The following is a 19748-nucleotide window of genomic DNA, read 5'->3' on the forward strand; positions in this document are numbered from 1 at the left end:
GTGTCGTGTTCAATGTCTTCATTCTCTAAGCCACCCTACTGGCCAACCATCCATCTTCACTTCTCATACACCGTGGCAACACAGATTTCGCCGCCCTGATGATTTCGATTATGAGCTCCCGGAATCGTCTTCGTATCTGTAGCAGTTCGTTCGGTGTTATTCAAGGGCGGCGACTGCGTCCACGGTGACTGCGGCACCACCAAGTAGTTCGCAGGCTCCAACGGTCGTGCGCGCTGGATACGTGTCCTCGAAATATCGCTCGTAGGTCTCATTGACCGATTCGTAGTCGTCCATGTCGGTAAGATACAGCGTGAGCTGAAGTACGTCGTCCATCCCCTGCCCGCGCTGATGCAGCTTGGCTTCGAGGTTCTGTAAGGCGAGTTCAAGCTGCTGGGCCGGCGATTCGTCGCTTTCAACCTGGCCTTCGTGTTCGGGAAGTTGCCCCTCAATGAAACGGAGGTCCGAGTCGCCGGTCTTCCTTCCGAATGCACCCGTGAAATTCACTCCATCACGCTGTTTTCGGCTGGTATCGCTTGCCCGGTTGGGCACCGATCTATTGGCTTGCTTTGATTCCATATTTGGTTTAGATTCTGGTCAAGTAAATCTCTTCCGCTTTTTCCTATACAACCGATCTACACATTGAATCGTGGCGATATGACGATACTGGTAGCTACTACCGGAACAGTTAATTGAGCTAGGACTGAATTGACTTTCATGGCACAAGCGACTGAGCGACTTCAGCGATATCTCGAAGATGAACTCGGGGAATGTCGGACTGAAGACGTTGAGCGACGACTCGATGAACTCGGGACGCTCGAAAGAGCACTCGGATCGTCACAGGTCAACGCTGAACTCGATGTTCTTGCCGCACTCGCTAATGAGACGCGCTATACGCTCGCTCGCGTGCTTGTGGCTGCTGGTGAGGAACTCTGTGTTTGTGAGCTTCAGGCCGTCGTCGACGTGAGTGAAAGCGGCCTCAGTCACGCGCTCTCGGCACTTGTCGATGCAGGGCTCGTGACCGGGCGCAAGGACGGACGCTGGAAGAAGTACCGAGCCACTAACCGTGCTATCACTCTTGTGACTGTTCTTGACGGGAGCGTGAACGGTGAGTAGCGTCGAGCACGACCACGGCCCGAACTGCTCATGTCCGCAGTGTGGAGACCCGCGCTCGATGGACTTCCTCGATAAGTATCTCACCGTCTGGATCTTCGGCGCGATGGCCGTTGGCGTGGGATTGGGCTACATCGCCCCATCGGTGACCCAACCGATTCAGAACCTCCACCTCGTGGAGATCGGTCTCATAGTGATGATGTACCCGCCGCTGGCGAAAGCGGACTACTCGCAGCTCCGGACGGTGTTCAGCAACTGGCGCGTCCTCGGGCTGAGCCTCATCCAGAACTGGCTCATCGGCCCGACGCTTATGTTCGGGCTTGCGGTGATATTCTTCAGCGGACTCGTCCCCGGTCTGCCAGCCCGCCCCGAGTTCTTCCTCGGACTCGTCTTCATCGGCATGGCCCGGTGTATCGCGATGGTTCTCGTTTGGAACGAACTCGCCGAAGGCTCGCCCGAATACGTCACTGGGTTGGTCGCGTTCAATAGTCTCTTCCAGATCGTCACCTACGGTGTCTACGTCTGGTTCTTCGGGTTGTTCTTGCCCCCGCTGCTGGGAATGGACTCGCTCGTTGCGGGTATTACCACCTTCGACATCACGCCGATGCAGGTAGTCCAAGCCATCGTGGTCTTCCTCGGGATTCCCTTCGTCGGCGGCTTTCTAACCCGATATATTGGCACGCACGTCAAGAGTGAGGAATGGTACGAGGAGGAGTTCGTGCCGAAGATCGACCCACTGACGCTGGTCGCATTGTTGTTCACCGTCATCGTGATGTTCGCCACGCAGGGCGAAAACATCGTCTCGGCACCCGCCGACGTACTCCTGATTGCCGTGCCGCTGACGATCTACTTCGTGGTGATGTTCTTCGTGAGCTTCGGCATGGGGAAGGGAATCGGTGCGGACTACTCGACGACGACCGCAATCGGATTCACAGCGGCTTCAAACAACTTCGAGCTCGCCATCGCGGTCGCGGTCGCGGTGTTCGGCGTCGGCTCTGGCGTCGCCTTCACGACCGTCGTTGGCCCGCTCATCGAGGTGCCTGTCTTGCTCGCACTGGTCCACGTTGCACTCTATTTCCAGCGCAAGCTCGACTGGAGTGGGACCGAAACTGGTAGCCTTGACACATCACCATCCGAGGCGACCACTGACGACTAACCACCACACGAACCAAAACCAATGTCCACCACTACTGACACAACAAACACGATTCGGCTCGCGTTCATGTGTGTCCAGAATGCTGGCCGCTCGCAGATGGCGACCGCATTCGCCGAACGCGAACGCGAGCGCCGAGGCCTCGATGACGCCGTCGAAATTCTCACTGGAGGTACCCGTCCAGCGGACCACGTTCACGAGGAGGTCATCGAAGTCATGCGCGAGGAAGGATTCGACCTCTCAGAGCAGACGCCACGCAAAATCACGAGCAAGGAACTTCGTTCCTGTGAGTACGTGGCGACGATGGGTTGTTCGACGCTCGATGTTGATGAGGATGATTCAACGGTTGACATCCGTGACTGGAACCTTCTCGATCCTCATGGCGAGGACATCGATACGGTACGCTCGATTCGAGACGACATTAACCAGCGTGTGGTGGATCTGTTCGATGAGCTCAGCGACGACTCACAACTGAGCACCACCGCGAAATGAGATAGCCGACGATTTCCCGTAGCAGGACTTTCAAAACTGCAGGTTGGAGCCTGCTGCCTTCCGCCATGCAATTGCATCCATCGTTGGGTGGTTCGTGTCAGGGACCGGGTTTGTTCCCTACAGTTGGAATAAGCTCGTTCCACTGCTTATGTAACGAGCAGCTTCCGCGGTCGCTCTTAGAATTCTTGCCTATCTCACAAAATCACACTCTCTTAACTGAAGTCTAAGAGAGGGATTTTACCTATTGGGAATAATTATGAGAATCACAAACAGCTAAATTTCATATATGCTCCTGCATGAGGAATCGTCCTAGCCGAGTTCAGGTTAAGATATGTCCTATTGACGTGTGAGACGGTATGACCCAACCCACCCAAGAACTCACGAAAACTGCTGTTACAGGTGGTACTGAGGTCGGCTAGGTAGCTGCTCAATGCACGAATCAAGCGTTCGTTTGGACTCTATTCCGCCTGTAGTGAACGAACACCGATCAGTCTCGGGCTAGCATCTCGAAATCGGACGAGTACGAGACGAAATAAAGCGTCGCTAAACAGTGCCGCCGCTCACGAGTCGGGAGAACACGGAAGAGTATCGGCCTCAATCAGGAGGGTCGAGACCGTAGAACTGCTTGGCAACGGTCAGAAACTGGTTTGCTCCCTACAAGGGGCGCGTACGACCGCCAGCGTGCCGATGGCGATCCATTCATTCATGCTTCTGTCTCTCGATCAGCACCACTGTATAGACTGTCGGGGACAATCCGCGAGAGTCGCATCGCGTTTCCAGTCACCCCAAGACTCATACCCATATCGCCGACGACCACGGCCACTGCAACGCTGACGTAACCGAGCGGGACACCGATTGCAAGTAGCGCCTTCACACCGAGACTCGCCCAGATGTTCTGTTGAATCACGCTCCCCGCCTTGTGTGACAGTTCGTACAGGTACGGGAGCTTCGAGAGATCGTCACCCATCAGCGCGATGTCGGCCGTCTCAAGTGCCGTATCCGTTCCGGCAGCTCCCATCGCTACGCCGACAGTCGCGGTCGCAAGCGCCGGTGCATCATTTACTCCGTCACCAACCATTGCAACGTCTCCGTACTCATCACGCAGTTCGTCGATTGCCTCGACCTTCTGATCAGGGAGAAGTTCCGCGCGGTACTCGTCGACACCGACCTGCTCGGCAATGGCTCGGGCCGTTCCCTCATTATCTCCCGTGAGCATCACGATGCGGTCGACGCCCAACTCATGCAGGCGCTCAACGGCACGCTGCGAGGTTGAACGTACTTCATCCGCAATTGCGATGGCACCCACTACGTCCGTTTCTGTCCCCACCAGGACGACCGTTCGCCCCTCCTCCTCAAGCCCAGCGAGTACATGGTCCGCGTACTCCTTCTCTTGTTCCTCCAGACCGGAGTCCGCAGTGACCCCTTCTGACACGGCCCCACCGTCGGTCGCGCGGCGAGCTTGTGGAAGGTCGAAGCCGAGTTCCTCGAACAGTGCAGGCTTCCCCACAAAGTACGTCTCGCCGGCGATTGTGGCTCGAATACCCTTTCCAGTCAGACTCTCGAAGTCAGAGGGTGCTGGGAGGTCAGTCACGTCGCCCTCGTCGGCACGGGTGAGGACCGCCTCGGCAATCGGATGTTCGCTTCGCTGTTCCACTCCCGCGCCGTATCGGAGGACATCTGACTCGCTATGGTTTCCGAACGGAATGACGTCAGTGACGGCGAGCTCGCCTTTCGTGAGCGTCCCGGTCTTGTCCAGCGCGATGGCGTCGACCTCGCCCATCGCTTCGAGGTGGTTGCCGCCCTTGATGAGAACGCCGTTTTTCGCGGCGCTCGTGATGCCCGACACCACGGAAACGGGCGTCGAGATGACGAACGCGCAGGGACAGGCGATCACCAACAGCGTGAGTCCGCGAATGAACCATGTCTGCCACGGCCACCCGAGCATGAGCGGCGGGACAGCAGCAGTGAGAATTGCCAAGACGACCACCGCGGGCGTGTAGTAGCCCGAAAACCGGTCGACGAACTGCTCTTTCTCCGTTTTCTTTTCCTGGGCCCCCTGTACCATTCCGATGATCTTCGAGAGCGTCGAGTTCCCGGCCGTTGACGTAACCTCCACTTCGAGATAGCCCTCCTCGTTGATCGAGCCGGCGTACACGTCGTCACCTTCGGCCTTGTCGACGGGGACGCTCTCGCCGGTGATCGGTGACTGGTCGACCGCGCTCCCACCCTCGATGACCGTGCCATCCAGTGGAATCTTCTCGCCGGGACGGACGACGACGGTTTCGCCGATCTCGACTTCCTCGACGGATACGGTCACCTCTTCACCGTCGCGGCGGACCGCGGCCTCGTCGGGCGAGAGTTCCATCAGTTCACGCAACGAGTTCCGTGCCCTGTCCATCGCGTAGTCTTCGAGGAGTTCCGCGACACTGAACAGGACCGCAAGCGTCGCGGCTTCAACGAAGTAGCCGATGCCGGTGGCAGCGATGATCGCCGTCCCCATCAGGAGGTCGATGTCGAGACTCAGGTTCCGCGCGGAGTAGTACCCGCCACGAACGACAGGATACCCACTGACGATGATTGCGACGAGAAACAGCCCATCCGCGAGCGAGAGCGAATAGTTGAGAAGGGTCGCAACCTCAGGATTCTGTCCGGCGAGGACGAACTCAAAGAGGAGACCGAACACGACGAACCCCGCTCCGATCCACGTCTTAATCGCGCGCGAACTCGTCCAGATCTCCGACGGAGGTGCAATTTCCATGCCATCGGCGGATTCTTCGTCAGAACCGTCTTCGCCGCCAATCACTTCATAGCCCGCGCCCTCGATGGCCGCAACCACGTCGGCCTCGGCGGCACGGTTAGGATCATAGTCCACCGTGGCCGTGCCCGTCGTGGGTTGCAGGGTGGTGTCAGTGACCCCATCAACGCGCTGGAGACTCTTGTCTACTTTCTGCGCACAGGAGGGGCAGTCCATCTCTGGAACGGTGAGCCGGACGGACGACTCTTGTGTCTGCTCACCGTTGTTTTCCCGCCCCGCTGCGTCTGCGGTTTCGGTCATCGCTGTGAGATAGGGCAGTCAACTCGATAAGCGTTAGTTGGAACATTCCAATCCGGAGGGTCAGAGCGGCGTCGACAGCTCGTCTGGTAGCTGCGTGCGAGCGACGTGCTGCTTCGCCAAGTGTTCCTCCGCCCGCCGGAGTCGGTAGGTAAGCGTCGACCGTGGCGCGTCAAGATGCTCAGCCAGTCCGGCTACATCAACCTCCCGCGGTGATTCGTAGTAGCCGTGTTCGACGGCGGCTTGGAGAGCTGCTTGCTGCTCTGGCGGCAACTCAGTTGGACTGCCGTCTCCCTTACTCGCCGTCGAGGTGGCCGCCGTTCGGAGCATCTCCATCCGCGCGCAGTCGCCGACGGCAGTTTCAAGCTCGTTGAAGAACCCACTCACATCGCCCTCGCCGGAGTGGATGATGCGCCAGGTATAGTGGCGACTCTCGTGGTGCGTATCGAACAGCAAGCCGTCACCGAGATGATCGCGGGCGATGTGGGGGATGGACGAACAGAGGGGAGTGCGCTCCCAGTACGAGTAGAGAACGAGTGTGTCGTCGGTATGGTCGAGAACCTGTGTACTCTGAGTAGCGTCGCAGTCCTCGGTGGCGAGACAGTCGGCGTAGTAGTCGCTGTTGAGAAAGGCATTTTCGATGCCAGCGAGAGCGTCGGGTGACCCCGTGGCGTGATCGACACGCCAGAGACGTTCCTCAGTAGCGTGCAGCGAGAGCGAACGAATCGAAGCATCTGGATGGTCAACAAGGGTGTCTGCTACCCTGTTGCACCCGGGCTCGTATTCGAGAGCGAAGACGAGTTCGCGCATAGGTTGCTCTAGCCACCCGGAGACATAACACATGGCTCGTCCTCGCCGGATTCGACTAGTAGGGTCAGATCACGTCGTCGGGGTCGTGAGTCTCTTGCATCCGTTGTGCTTCGGCGGCATACTGTTCTTGGAGATCGGTATCATCAACTGAGCCGAGATTCTCCGAGTCAGCATTGACGGCCGCCGTGGTGTCCCGAACGTCGGTGAAGGAAGTCAGTGCCCGCTCCTTCCGGTAGTACTGGCCGCCGTCGGGAGTCGCGTAGGTGAGGATGATGAGGTTCTGCTCGTCGTCGGAGTATGTCCGTTCGACCAGCCACACACGCACACCGTCGTCCAGTTGATCCGGCATATTCGTCTGGTCGTCGCTCTCGGGGAATAAATGGTATAGAAACTAGGTCGATGGGGATTTCATCCAACTCGAAATTCATCCCCACGAGGAAAATTCGATGGAAACTATGCATGAGAAAACTAGATAGCCGACTTCTGCTGTGATCAGAAATATAAGATCTAAAAGTCACCTAATGTCGTGCTTTCTCGAACCTCGGAGACACCTGGAAGATCTATAACTTCTGGCTCCTCATCACTGCCGGTTGTTCGTTCTACGAGTACTTCCGTGTTCACGCCACCCCCGCTCTCTCGGATGGCAACGAGCCCTTCTACGGCGTGACGGATTTCGTCTACTCTATCACCAAGCCCACATGCGTTGAGCACAGCGCGATCCAGTCGATTGCGCTCACTTTCACAGTCTTCTGGTTCAACCTCAGTACCGATCTCCTTCTCTCGATTGATGAGTGCATCAAAAGCATCGGCTATTTCCTGAACCTCTTCTTCGCTCATACTCCGAATATCCGGGATAGGTAAATCATCAATCTCGTATCCTTTGATTTCTGTGCGATTCATTCCTTCGCCACCAACTGTCCGTCCTTGCAATTCATAGAACATCCATATAAGCCGGGAATTCAACACACCACACAGAGCTTTCTCATCAATACCTTCCTTGGGATGCACATTGTAAAACTGGTCATTTGCGCAACTCATTGCTTCATTCCAAATTACACGAAATACGCGCCATGTGAATCGGGGAATCAAAATTTTGGTCCGGTCTAAGTCTTGCAGATCAAACCATACATCCCGACTCTGGCACGTATCGCCGGTGTGCATCTTTCGGTCTTCCCCCCATTCAATATATTCTAGCAAATCCGTGTGTCCATTTTCTCTGAGCCACTTTTTCACTCGTTCTTCATTTCCTTCCCCGAACTCTACAGAAGTGTCGTTAAGCGCTTCTACAACTAAATCGTGAACGTCCAGAATTCCCCACTCCTCAGCATCTGATTCTGTGAAAGGAATTCGATCGATCTGGCCACTTGCTTTTGCTAGTGGCGATAAGTACTCTCCAATCCCCAGTTCTTCCACATCCTCTCTGACATGGAAGAAGGTGTTTTTCCCGCTTGTATTCGCACGATGTTGATCAGCTAGGTTCTCGAACGGGGTCGACACGTCAGTATCGACGATCTCGAAGTAGGTAGGTGGGGCAAGGAAAAAGATACTCCACTTTGGTTCGTCATAGAGAACCGCCTGCTCCCGTGTCACAAGACGATACATGTCAGTTCGAATCATTTGGTCCGGCTCCTCATCTGCCTCAATCAGATCTACTATATCTGGAATATCCATCTCCTCTTTTATGCGGAGGAACTTTACCACGTTTGAGTCCCGTGATTCCGCATCTTCCTGCTTCTGGAGGATTGTAACACAAGAACCGACTAGAGCATCATCGAACACTTGACGATCAAATTTAACCACTGCCTCAATTTCGTAGTTGTCTAGCAAGAATTGCTGTACTGACTCGCCAAATCGAACTTGAAGCCAACTATCACTAGTAATAAATCCTAGACGGCCATCATCTGCGAGAAATTCGGTTCCATGAGTTAGGAAGTATGCGTAAATATCTGAATTTTCAGGCAGATAGTCCGCTTCAACTCCTACATTGGTGAGGTGCTCTCGAATGGAGTCTGTATTAGCTATATTGGATGACCTAATGTATGGTGGATTTCCAATAAGAGCATCTACACCACCTAATTCGTCGATGACCTGTAGTCCACCTTCTGACCCCTCGTCAGCGAATTCTTGGCTACTCCCTTCGGTAGATGCTGCCTGTCGACCGAGACGAGTGTCGTTTGGACGAGTATCGAAGAAATCAGAAACTTCGATATTCACTTCGTTCGTGTAGGATTCTAAGTCCTGAACAGTGAGGTTGATAGCTGAAAGGTGCGCTGGAAATCGGTTAATATCCACTCCCCCAATTTGGGAGAGAATATCCGCGTGATCGAAGCCATCCATCTCATCTAGCCGGTGATAAGCTGAAATCAGGAAGCCACCACTACCACAGGCTGGGTCAAATACGTAGTCCGTCGGTTCATCGATCGTGAGACGTGTTATTAGATCTGTGACTTCCGGTGGAGTGTAATACTCACCCATCGAGTGTCGACGACTCTCAGGAATCACCTCTTGGTAGAGTGTACCTGCAATATCTGTTTCGTGGCTGAGATCCTGATCTTCGAGTTCAATCACAAAGTTTCGAATGCGGGAATCTGCCCCGTTCAGTGGGATCTCGTCAAAGATTTCATCATGGGTAAAGACCGCCTCAAAATCGATTTCCTCAACGATCAAGTCGAAGTAGTCTTCCAAATCGTCCTTCACTCGACGAATGGAGATCGCGAGTGGTTCTACTTCGTCACCGTATGCAGAGGAGCTTTCCAAAATACGATAGAAGATGATTTTGTTGATGAGCAAATAGGCGGCTTGTGCAGCAAATTCTCGCTCAATGTGTCGCCTCTCTGCATCATCTGTATCTTCAGCAGTGTATTCTAAGCCCTGATCATCGGTCCACTCACTGAATCGGGATCGGAGATGTTCGTCCTCGTTAAGTCTCTCCCGGAGATTTCTGCTCATCGCAGGTGCTACAAATTCATGCAAACTACGAACGCGCTCAATGAATGCTGCGTCTAGTGCATCCCACTCACCCTCACCACGTTCCATTTCAGCAACCTGGTCCAACAAGAAATCCGCAAATTCAGCTAAGTCGGTAATTCCTTCGTAGGATTTTGTTGAACGTTCGAGCAAAGTTTGTCCACGTTCAAACGCATTAAACATCACCAGTCTCTGACCGTTGAATGTGCAGAAATATCCTGCTCCTAGCTGACCTGCATATCCGAAAGCTTGCTGGATAACATCTGGTGAGTATGGGTCAATACTACGATTCCCTGGTTCACCGGGCTTCTTTGCTTCCACGACAAATACAGAATCACCATTTTCGTCGAAAATCACAATGTCAGCAAATCCCTCCATGTTTTCCCCGTATTCTGGGCGAGCCGTTCCAAAGGTCACACCATCTCGGTCGGGGTTGGCTTCAATGGCATTCTGAAGATGACGGTAGAGTTCGAAGTGGACATCCGCTTCGCTCATAACCAATGGCTACACCACTATTGTATAAATGATTTTGTAGATATAAGTGATAGGTAGAAGACAGTTCTACCCTAACTGCTTAAGTTTCGAATAGTGAGAATTAGGAAGCCAATTAGCCGAGTAAAACGGAAGTACGACCGACGACAAACACCACAGCCGTCAGGTACATCGAATATTTCAGATACGACTGGCTGGCGGTCGGGTCGCTGAAGCCTCGCTGGGCGCTGTAGAGCATCAACGCATCACAGGGAATCACGAGGACCAGGTAGGCGAGTCCGAATGTCCCTCGAAGGTAGGGAAGCGGGCTCGCGATTACTGCAAGCGCGAGCACGATCAGGGCGACCAGCAGCGCCCGACGCTCGCCAATGGCGATCGGGAGCGTATTCAGCCCCTCCTCGCGGTCGCCACCAACATCCTCGACGTCCTTGACGATCTCGCGAGCGACCGTAGCGAGGCCCGCGAACGCGAACAGCACGAGCACCGCGCCACCGAGCTCTCCGACTGCCGCTGCGCCGAACAGGAACGTACTACCAGTGAGATACCCCACGACCACGTTTCCGACACCAGGGAGCCCTTTGAACAGCTTGGTGTAGGCGACGAGCGCAAACAGATTCACGACCGCGATCACAATGGCTGCTACCGGCAGCGTGAGCACGAGCACTACCGCGAGCGCGAATAGGACAATGCTGAACCACAGGGCCTCTCGCGGTGAGACAGCGCCGCGCGGGATCGCCCGGTCGGGCTGGTTGATCCGGTCGATCTCGCGGTCGAAATAGTCGTTGATGGCGTTCCCGGCCCCTGTCGCCAGAATCGTCGCGACGACTGCGGCGACGATCATCAATGGATGGTCGAATCCGGTCGCGACGAACGCGCCGATGAACGTCAGAAACCCGGCGGCGATAGAATTCCCCGCACGTGTGAGCTCAACGAGTCCTCGGGCGCGTTCACCGGCCATTGCACTCGCTCTCGCTGGCCGTTGGATAAACGCCTCGAAACGGGTTACTTCGGGGCGGTTCGTTGACGTCTCCGCTCTACGATCCCTTTGATTAGGATTCACCCTCTATAGGACCGATGTACTCCCATTTCAGATCCTTCCCCTCCCGCTGGACTCGATATTCGTAGGGCCCGTGAGGACAGGTACTACAGTTCTCTTTCCCACACGGAACCTTCTTGATCACCGTTGTACCCGCCGATTCGTCGCCGCCGTCGTTCTCAACGTCGACAAGCTCCTCCTCGTCCTCGACCTCGATCGGGCGCTGCTCGCGATAGTCAGCTAACTCCTCACACCACGCAGCGATTTCTCGAAGCGTCGGTGAGTCCTGTGCCTCGACGCCCTCACGAACGTATTTCGGCACGCTCGCTGGCGCTTGGGGCTCGCCGCCGTCTGCGATTCGGTTGGATTCGTGGGTTCGCTCTGAGTGTGCCATAGGTTTCTCCGGGACCGGCGTCGTCGCCCGGTCTTACCTAACACAAGAACCCACACCTCGTTAAATGTTTGGTAAGATAGTGCGACCTCGCGGCGCTGCGCGGCGAGCGACGTCTCCCAACAACCGGCTACTGAGTTTACGAATCGCTCGTATCCATCGGTTCGAGCCGGCTCTCAGGGTAGTAGTAAGGATCGCCAGCGTCGAGGGTTTCGTCGGCGTCGGCCTCTAGAACCTCGGCAACGGTCCACTCGCTAAGGTAGGCGTCGAGTGACTCCGCGAATCGAACTTCGATCACGCGGTCGGTCGGCGGATACTCTTGATTGTAGTTCGCGACTGTTTCCTCCGTGCCGGGGATCACGAACTCATCGGCGCGCTCGTCGCGAAGGCCCATGATGAAGATTTCTTTGCCCTCCCCATCGCGATCGACCGCGATCGTTCCGCGTTCGAGCTCGCTCCCAGCCGGTGGGGGAGACGAAGACCCGACCACACCCCAGACTCGATCTACGAACGAACGCAGGTGGTTTACAAACGCCATCGCTATTCAGCCCGTTCGAGTTCTTGGGCCTGATCGAGAACCGCCTCACGCCATTCGCTGAACTGATCCTGTAGCCACAGTCTCGTCTCCTCAAGCGGTTGGGCGGTCCAACTGTATTCGTGACCTCCCGAGGGAAGGATCGCCCGCTCGCGGTTTACTAACTCCAACTCTTGGAGAGCGCGTAGCTGGCGGTGGACATTAGTGTAGCTGCTGTCGAGGCGGTCTGAAAGGTCACTTACTGTCGACTGCGGGTTGTCGAGAACCACGATATAGGTCCGTAGCGCCCCCGGTTGAAGGCCGCAAACCGTGGTCATAGCCTCAGCGAGCCCAGGCGTATCGGGGTCTTCGTTCGCGAGTGAATCTAACCGCCGAATATATGATGAGTTGTCGACGCCGCCCGAATCGGAGAGCTGAGAGCGCATACAGGATAACCCTCTGCTGAGAACCCTTAACCGTAATCCACACACCCCAATACATTGACTGTTCTGCCGTATAGGAGTTGTCAGGGGACCATATAGAGCGCCCAGAAACCGATTTTGCGCGCTTTAGTGGGTTTGCTTTAGTCATTATCGTGTAGGTTTGAATAACCTTAGACGCACGATTGGTAGGATATGGACATGCGATTGGTTGGATAGATCCGATGATTTATGCTCTCTGAGTGCAACCTCGGAAGTGAGCGTCCACGAGTCTCCCGAGACTGGTGTCTACGAAGTGATGGTAGGTTGGAAGGAAGGCGGCGGGAAAGAGCCCGCCGTTGCTTGTGGGCGCACTGCCCCACAGGAATATGAGACAGCGCACGACCGAATACACCCGACGACACCGTAAAGCTACGGCTGATGTTCATTCCGAGTTCTCATCAGCTCGTTGGAATGATCGTGATTACACCCCGAGTGTCGACCACCGGAGGAGAGACTAAAATGAGCGTTACTAAGGACGCCGAAGGCTCATACACCGATCCCGATCGGCTCGAAGCAGCCTACAACTGCGCCGGAACGGTTGAAGGCACAGCCCGGATCTTTAGTTGCTCACCGACCACGGCTCGAAAGTACCTCCGTAGGTTCGGGCTCTATGAATCACCTACTGAGCCACCTGCCGGCGAACGTCCGCCGCGAGCATGGGAGCTCGAAAGTGCAGACCCCGAAGACCTCGGTCTATAGACCGAAGTTCACCCGTCGAGGGCGACATCGTCTCCAATGATGGTTACTCTTCACCGTTAGGTGGCTGGCCGATTGAAGACAGGCGTTCAACCTCCTCGTCGGTGAGGTCGCCGCTTAGATACCGATGGCCGAGGTTGGTGATCGCCATCAGCCCTCGCGGAGAAACGTCAGTAGGGAGTTCATCGTCGTCCGGTTCCCTGAGTAGACCATGCTTTTTCAATTCGCGAGCGCGCTCAGCGACGTAGCTACGACGATAGCCTGTTGCAGCACCGATTGTCTGTGGCGAGAGAATAATGTCGCCCTGCTCGATCTCGTCGTGCTCCGCGATATGATTGAGGATGTAAATATCCGCGTGCATCATCCAGTCAAGCGGAAGCGGAGCCATTCACGAGGTAGTGCGTTCATACACTCTTAGCCTCACCGACCTTGCTTATACTTTGGTACAATTGAGAGTCTATAGACTACCGATTGGACGGATAGATTTATTGCACTTCGACCGATTGCTGTTGCTAGCGCGGATTCGTTCGCCGAAAAGGCGGGCGAACCGGCCGGCGAGTCTTACCAGGATACCTGGCCGGGTCATCCTCCGCACCGAACGCCATGTCCGAATCACACACATCCCGGCTTAAGCATTTCCGTCAGAAACGGTTCAGCCGGGCGTCTCGACATGGATACCGGGCGGATGCCCATGCCTCCGTGCTTCCCTGGTATTCCAACTATGGATCAGAGAAGCACTCGACATAACGCCGCTGACAACTGTAAAGGCTCCGACCAACAGGACCCAAGCACGAAAGGGGATCCACAGCCCGACTGCCATGCCAGTCGAGGAAGTACTACTTGGAAAACCTGCACTGTTTCCGCGGGCCTACTGGCGTTTTTCGACCCCTGTGACAACTGTTTCCCGGATGAAGTGATCCCCGAGGACGTCAAAACCGTCGTGCGAAGCCGGAACCAGCACGCTTCCGACGTTCATCGTCCCCTTCGTGCATCGGAGGCGCGATCGAGCTCATCAACACCGACCGGAACGGTGCCGTCCATCTATTCCACCTTTGGAGCGAACGATGACTGAAGTCCGGGTTGCCGTTGAGCGCGAATCGGACGGTGCGATCTGCTGTCCGCACTGCGTGGCTCTCGACGGCTACGATGACGCTGCTGACCTCCGACCAACAGCTGGTGAGCACGATCTCCCTACTGAGGTAGTGGAGGAGCCCCGGCCAGAGCGCGAAACCGTCCATACGCTCGGATGTTATTGCGAGGCGCACGACGTCCTCCTGCCGGCACCCTACCATGCAGTAGTCGACTGTGATGGGCTCCACAACCTCGACAACTGGATCGCTACCCCGATCCATACATTGGCTGGAAATCCGCTCGCTGTTCCGGTTCGTCTCATCGATATGGTAGACGGCTCAACATGAGCCACCGCGATTGGGTGCGGTATCGAGCGCGAGCCCCCGGTACAGAGGGGGGTGTGTCGATTAAGTTTATACCCTGCCTCCGTGTCGGGATTTGGCATAAGCTAGGAAATCATAGCGCCGAAGGAAAACGGGATGGGGACCACCACTCCCACTGTCCCGTTTCAGAGCGCGGTCACTGCGCCCGTATCCTCCGTGGAATTGGGCGCGTTCACACTGCGACCGTTGCTCGTTCTGACACGGCCGATGCCCATATAGTTTGCCCCCTCAGCAGCCAAGGCTATCGGCAATTGGGTGGGCAAACGGGTCGTCGGTACGACGGTTTTCCCGACCGTCAGCGCGCGATTATCGGGGCTCATACATGAGCCAGCGCACATCCCACTCCCATAGCGAAGCCTCCATCCAAACCGGGTCCGCCGAAGCGGGTATCTCCCGCCTCTTGCCCGGTAGCAGTGGCCTCGTCGGTGATCCGATCGTCTTGCATGATGTCGGCCCGCAATACTCCGAGTGGCTGCCCGACCTGCTCAACGAGCTCGTGCCGACTGTCGAGCGTACTGTTCGCGAGCTCGCGCTCAACTATGATCCTCGGATACTTCGCGACGAGCGGCCGCGTCTGTTCCCTACCGAGTGTTTACAGCGGAAACACGGTGTCGGGGTCCCCGGCGAGGACGGCGTGCCGATCCACCCCTTCAACGGCGCCGTCTCCAAGCTCGCGATCTCCTACGGTCGCGTGGTCGTCGACGACCTCAGCGAGCCGAAGCATCAAATCTATAATTGGGCTCGGCAGGTCGTCACCGGCGTCGGGACTCGAGAGTATCCTGGTGCGCCGAATGGCGTTGGCCTCCTCGACGAGACGATCGTCCCGCTGCTCGACGCCGGCGATCACACTCCCTCGGTCGTGCTCTCGCTCGACGAAGCCGCCTGGACGGATGTCGACAGCCGGATCGCTACCAACGCGCTCGACGCGCTTGCGATGCTCTCCGAGGTCCTGAACATCGGCCTCGTTCTCTCGCCACGACTCGACGATCATCTCCGGCGAGCGCATCCCGGCTGGTACGACGATCACCTTACCGAACCCCGTGGTGGGACCTCTATAGAGGTAGACCATACACCGAGTGCGGATGCCCTCTCGATTGCGTGGGGGATCGTGGGCGGGTTCGACCCCCGTGGTGGGCGGCTCCGCCTCCTCTACAACCTCGACGCCGACGATGAGCGAGAGGTCCGGGACCTCAAGGCCGACACCGAGATAGGCCTCTCTCCCGGTGCGGTCGACCGATACACGCGCGAGCTCGCCGATAAACACGGTCTGCTCGCGATCGACGACCGCCCGAAATACAACCGTGTGTCTCTCACGTCGCGCGGAAAGGCTGCTCAGGGCCTCATCAGCCCCGATTACCGGGCTGTCCACCCTCAGCAGACCCAGTTTCAGGCCGACAATCCTGGCACCCGACAGTCAACAACAGGTATAGTGTGTTGTCCCGAACCGGGGGATGGCCCCACTCCTTCCCCCGGCGATGCTACGGCCGACCGTGGCGCTGTGAACGCCACCCCCGACCGCTTCGCTCTTGGTGCGTCGTCGCTCGCTGATACCGCCCCGACAGCCGAGGAATGGCTCGCCGATACTGGCGAAGCGCACGAGGACGGTTATACGCCGTGGCTCACGGGTCCTGACGGTCGTCTCGATCGCTGGGAGATGCACGAGCGCCTGCTGGCCGGGAAGCGAACGGAGGGCGTCACGGTCGTCGACGATGATATAGACTCGTTCGACGATGGCCGAGTTGCCTACGTCTCGTGTTTCGAGGATGAGGTACTCGTCGTCGGTCAGTGGGGCGGGCCCCTCCCCACGCTGGTTCGCGTTACAAGCGCCTTACTGACGAATAAGATGTGGTCGAAGGTTCTGGCTCCCTCGGCGCTCGGCGGCGATCTCGAAGAACTGTACGGTGGTGAACTCCACGATACGATCAAAGACGTCCTCCGACTCGGCTCTCAGATGGGGTGGCTCGGCGAGGACGAAGCCACCTACGAAGGCTTCTCTGACCGCTATCGACAGGTTCGCGACCTCATACTCTCGAAGCTCCCCGGAGCGACTGACGGCGGCTCGACCGAATGGAACGAGCTCGCAAAGGACGCCCACGGCCTCCTCGCATCGGTCACCCAACTGTACCACGCCCTCGGGATCGACGTCACGATCAACCTCCGCATCCCCGATACTCGGAAGCTGCGAGCAGGGGAAAGCCGTTACCAGCAATTCTTGGATTTCATGCGGCACACGGTCCCCAAAAGCGCCGCCTACGGCGTCCACTCGGTCTATCGACTCCTCTGTGAAGACCGGGTGGATAAGCTGAAACACCGGATGAGCGTCGAGTTCGGCCCAAACCCGACCGCTGATCTGACCGCCTCCTGGGTCGTCACCGGGCCGACCGCCTCGACGATGACGGACGATATTCGGAGCGCGATCGCCACGAAAGCGGACGATATTCGCGAGACGATCAGGGAGGGTGTCGAGCGCGGCGTTCATCTCCAAATCCCGGTCGTCGACGGGAACAGCTACGCGGCGCTGCGGAACGTCGTCGAGCGCCACGCCGACCGCAAAGGGTTCGACGTCGATCGAGAGCAGTGCCGTGAAATCATCCGTCTCGCCACCGCTACGCTCGGGAATGAACCGGGCCGGTGCTCGCCGTACGTGCTCGCTGAGGCGCTGCTCGCGATGGCGAAAGCGCGCTCGTCGACGGACTCGCTCACGACCGCCGACGTCGCCTATGGTATCAGACAACTCCCGGCTCACCGCCTGATGCCGACGCTGAAATTCACGATGCAGAAGGCGCTGAAGGAGCTGCTCGTCGCTGACGAACCGCTCGGGCGGTCAGAAATCGTCGAACGGGCCGGTATCTCTGGTCGGTCCTACGATCGGAACCTCAAGGAGCTCGCGGCGGTCGGGCTCGTGGAGAGTGTCGGGAATGGGGGGCACAAGAAATGGCGAGCGTGGGTCATGCCGTGGTGGTCGCCGCTCGTGGGCACTGACACTCCCCGGAGGGTCGACGACGATGAGAGCGGCGTCTCGCCGCCTTCTCGCGTCGATGACGTACTCTACCAGCTAGCGCTCGATCTCGGGTTTGAGCCTGACTATGAACTCTTCGCGAACCCCGTCGACGTCGACGCCGTGATCGATGCGCTGCCGCGACTCGAACGCTGGCGACACTGGTTCATGACTCACTACGGGTTGGTAGACTTTGGAAGTGATACAGCGATTGCAAGCGGTGACATTGTCGCCGAGAAGATTGTTAGTTTAGGAGTCGATCCAACTCATCGAGAGGCCGACCAGGCGGTGCTCACCATGAGCTAAGGTGGCTCTCTTCCACCCCTCGTTTTCACTGAAGAAGCTATTCGATGTACCCGATCACGATTATTGCTTCCCTCACCCCTCGTTTTCACTGAAACCGCTGTTCGGCTGGTCGTAGTGGGTAGCTGCTCCTTGCACCCCTCATTTTCACTGAATCGGCTGCTATATTGTTCATGGCGAATATCCGCATCTCACACCCCTCGTTTTCACTGAAGTAGATAGTATCCATACTTGGGGAACCAGAGAGATACATTGGATAGCACAATGAACTTGATAGCTAGATACTAGTTGTTTCTAATTTTGGAGGCTACTGTAGACGTCCTGTTTTTTCTTATTAGAATCGAATACGTTGTCAAGAACGATTTCAGGGTCGTGAAGAAGAGTATGCTCTCGATAGCTGCCTTCGCTCATTCCACCTCCAGTATATTTGTTTTCAGTTATATCATTGAACGCCCACTCTTTCAGTAATTCGAGGACTCGCTGGCGGCTTAAGACATTCATACCCTCACTTCTACATACACTTTCATATACTCGATAAATCTCTCCGGTCGAGAATCCTCCCGCAGTCTTTGTAGTATGGAGATATGCCAATGCAAAGAGTGCATAGCGTGATTGAGGTGTTGAGCCGCTAATTATTTCCTGAACACGGGAAACTGCTGCATATTCTTGGGCTACATCCACGTGAGCCTCTGTGACGGACTCATCTCCATTTCGGCTTGCTACTTCACCGGCAGATGATAGAATATCAATTGCCTTTCTAGCATCACCATGTTCTTGCGCAGCTACAGCGGCTACTTTTGGGATTACGGCGTCTTCTAATATTCCGGGAGCAAAGGCGTCCCGTCGCTTGTCTAAAATGTCTCGTAGTTGGTCCGCATCGTAAGGGTGAAAAACTAGTTCTTCGTCCTGAAAGCTGGATTTAACTCTCTCACCGAGACGGTCGTAATATTCGATCTTATTGCTGATCGCAACTACTCCGATATAGCAATCAGTTTTCCCCGATTCCTCAGCACGACTCAGTTTGAATAGAATATCGTCACCATCTAGTTTGTCGATCTCATCTATAATCACAACGAATACATCTGCACTGTCGATCAGTTCATACAGATAGTTCATATACTCGGAAGATCCAATCCCGGTATCGGGAATATGTGTGTTGTCAGGAGATTGGCGTTCTACCTGTTGAGCCAGGGAACGTGCCGCTCTAGTAATTGTATCCGACTGTTCACAATCGACATATGCTGAACGGAATTCTACATCATTCGATTTTGCTATAGCTTGAGCACGCCCAGTAACGTGACGTGCCACCAAAGACTTTCCAGACCCTGTTTTCCCATAGATAATCCCATTTCCAGGAGGTGTCCCGTGAACACCGGGGCGAAGCAGAGACTCTACTGCGTTAATTTCCTCACTCCTACCCACAATTCGATCACTGGCCGGAACGTGGCCTATCCGAAGGAGTTCCCGACGTTCAAAGATAGAAGTGTTCTGGTCGTTAAGGGGATCTCCTTCTAAGTCAGCTGGATCCGGAGTAGGAATCGGATCATTAGGCATACTGATGTGTGTTGTGGAGTGGTATCTTAGTTCTACCGACCCAATTTTCACTGACTATCCAGAATATCCAGTTGATATTGCATTAGAGAGGGGGTTACCTACAGCGGATACCATACCCCCTCCCCCCGTTTTCACTGACTTCGACTTCTAGCTATCACTAGTAGAAGAGTAAGCAAAAATTGCTCATACCAACAAATTTATTACGATACTAATTTCTAAGGATTCGGATTATTCACCCGATTCA

The 19748-nt window shown here is 55.9% G+C and carries 15 protein-coding genes; 4 read left to right on the forward strand and 11 right to left on the reverse strand.

The genetic code is table 11. The annotated features are described in order from the left end of the window. Window positions 1-156: 156 nt before the first annotated feature. Window positions 157-576, reverse strand: a complete 420-nt coding sequence (locus D3261_RS09130) for a RidA family protein (RefSeq protein ID WP_120071615.1) — start codon at window positions 574-576, stop codon at window positions 157-159. 138 nt (window positions 577-714) lie between these two features. On the opposite strand from D3261_RS09130, the gene D3261_RS09135 reads away from it, so the two are divergent. The 3 genes from D3261_RS09135 to D3261_RS09145 are packed head-to-tail and all read left to right on the forward strand — an operon-like array spanning window position 715 to window position 2755. Next, the gene (locus D3261_RS09135) at window positions 715-1113 is read left to right on the forward strand and encodes a metalloregulator ArsR/SmtB family transcription factor (RefSeq protein ID WP_120071617.1); all 399 of its coding nucleotides are present in this window, start codon (window positions 715-717) and stop codon (window positions 1111-1113) included. After that, window positions 1106-2266, forward strand: coding sequence for an ACR3 family arsenite efflux transporter (arsB, locus tag D3261_RS09140; protein WP_120071619.1), 1161 nt, complete (start codon window positions 1106-1108; stop codon window positions 2264-2266). The genes D3261_RS09135 and arsB overlap by 8 nt, the downstream gene beginning before the upstream one ends. 21 nt (window positions 2267-2287) lie before the next feature. Then, window positions 2288-2755 (forward strand): low molecular weight phosphatase family protein, encoded by a 468-nt coding sequence (locus D3261_RS09145; protein ID WP_120071621.1) that lies wholly within the window; start codon window positions 2288-2290, stop codon window positions 2753-2755. 703 nt (window positions 2756-3458) lie between these two features. On the opposite strand, the gene D3261_RS09150 is transcribed toward D3261_RS09145, so the two are convergent. The 9 genes from D3261_RS09150 to D3261_RS09190 form a co-directional block, all read right to left on the reverse strand. Beyond that, complete coding sequence (locus tag D3261_RS09150; protein ID WP_199693978.1) at window positions 3459-5810, reverse strand: cation-translocating P-type ATPase; 2352 nt, start codon at window positions 5808-5810, stop codon at window positions 3459-3461. Between the two features lie 60 nt (window positions 5811-5870). Beyond that, window positions 5871-6617 carry a helix-turn-helix domain-containing protein gene (locus D3261_RS09155; protein ID WP_120071664.1) on the reverse strand — a complete coding sequence of 249 codons (747 nt, stop codon included), beginning with the start codon at window positions 6615-6617 and terminating at the stop codon, window positions 5871-5873. 64 nt (window positions 6618-6681) lie between these two features. Beyond that, window positions 6682-6966: a hypothetical protein gene (locus tag D3261_RS09160; RefSeq protein ID WP_120071622.1), complete on the reverse strand. Its 285-nt coding sequence runs from the start codon at window positions 6964-6966 to the stop codon at window positions 6682-6684. 158 nt (window positions 6967-7124) lie between these two features. After that, window positions 7125-10079 (reverse strand): N-6 DNA methylase, encoded by a 2955-nt coding sequence (locus D3261_RS09165; protein ID WP_120071624.1) that lies wholly within the window; start codon window positions 10077-10079, stop codon window positions 7125-7127. 112 nt (window positions 10080-10191) lie between these two features. Further along, window positions 10192-11034, reverse strand: a complete 843-nt coding sequence (locus D3261_RS09170) for a geranylgeranylglycerol-phosphate geranylgeranyltransferase (RefSeq protein WP_120071626.1) — start codon at window positions 11032-11034, stop codon at window positions 10192-10194. A 91-nt stretch (window positions 11035-11125) separates the two neighbouring features. Next, the gene (locus tag D3261_RS09175) at window positions 11126-11434 is read right to left on the reverse strand and encodes a hypothetical protein (RefSeq protein ID WP_233553952.1); all 309 of its coding nucleotides are present in this window, start codon (window positions 11432-11434) and stop codon (window positions 11126-11128) included. A gap of 208 nt (window positions 11435-11642) precedes the next feature. Continuing rightward, entirely contained in the window at window positions 11643-11993 is a 351-nt protein-coding gene (locus tag D3261_RS09180; protein ID WP_147464950.1) for a hypothetical protein, read from the reverse strand. A gap of 50 nt (window positions 11994-12043) precedes the next feature. Then, a complete protein-coding gene (locus D3261_RS09185) occupies window positions 12044-12463 on the reverse strand; it encodes a helix-turn-helix domain-containing protein (protein ID WP_120071632.1) in 420 nt (139 codons plus the stop codon). A gap of 778 nt (window positions 12464-13241) precedes the next feature. Further along, window positions 13242-13583 carry a MarR family transcriptional regulator gene (locus tag D3261_RS09190; protein WP_120071634.1) on the reverse strand — a complete coding sequence of 114 codons (342 nt, stop codon included), beginning with the start codon at window positions 13581-13583 and terminating at the stop codon, window positions 13242-13244. A gap of 1388 nt (window positions 13584-14971) precedes the next feature. Between D3261_RS09190 and D3261_RS09200 the strand changes: the two genes are divergently transcribed. Then, window positions 14972-17953, forward strand: a complete 2982-nt coding sequence (locus tag D3261_RS09200; RefSeq protein WP_120071638.1) for a plasmid replication protein RepH — start codon at window positions 14972-14974, stop codon at window positions 17951-17953. 291 nt (window positions 17954-18244) lie between these two features. On the opposite strand, the gene D3261_RS09205 is transcribed toward D3261_RS09200, so the two are convergent. Continuing rightward, window positions 18245-19504: a Cdc6/Cdc18 family protein gene (locus D3261_RS09205; RefSeq protein ID WP_120071640.1), complete on the reverse strand. Its 1260-nt coding sequence runs from the start codon at window positions 19502-19504 to the stop codon at window positions 18245-18247. Window positions 19505-19748 lie beyond the last annotated feature (244 nt).

The organism is Halococcus sp. IIIV-5B, from assembly GCF_003602035.1.
Lineage (GTDB): Archaea > Halobacteriota > Halobacteria > Halobacteriales > Halococcaceae > Halococcus > Halococcus salsus.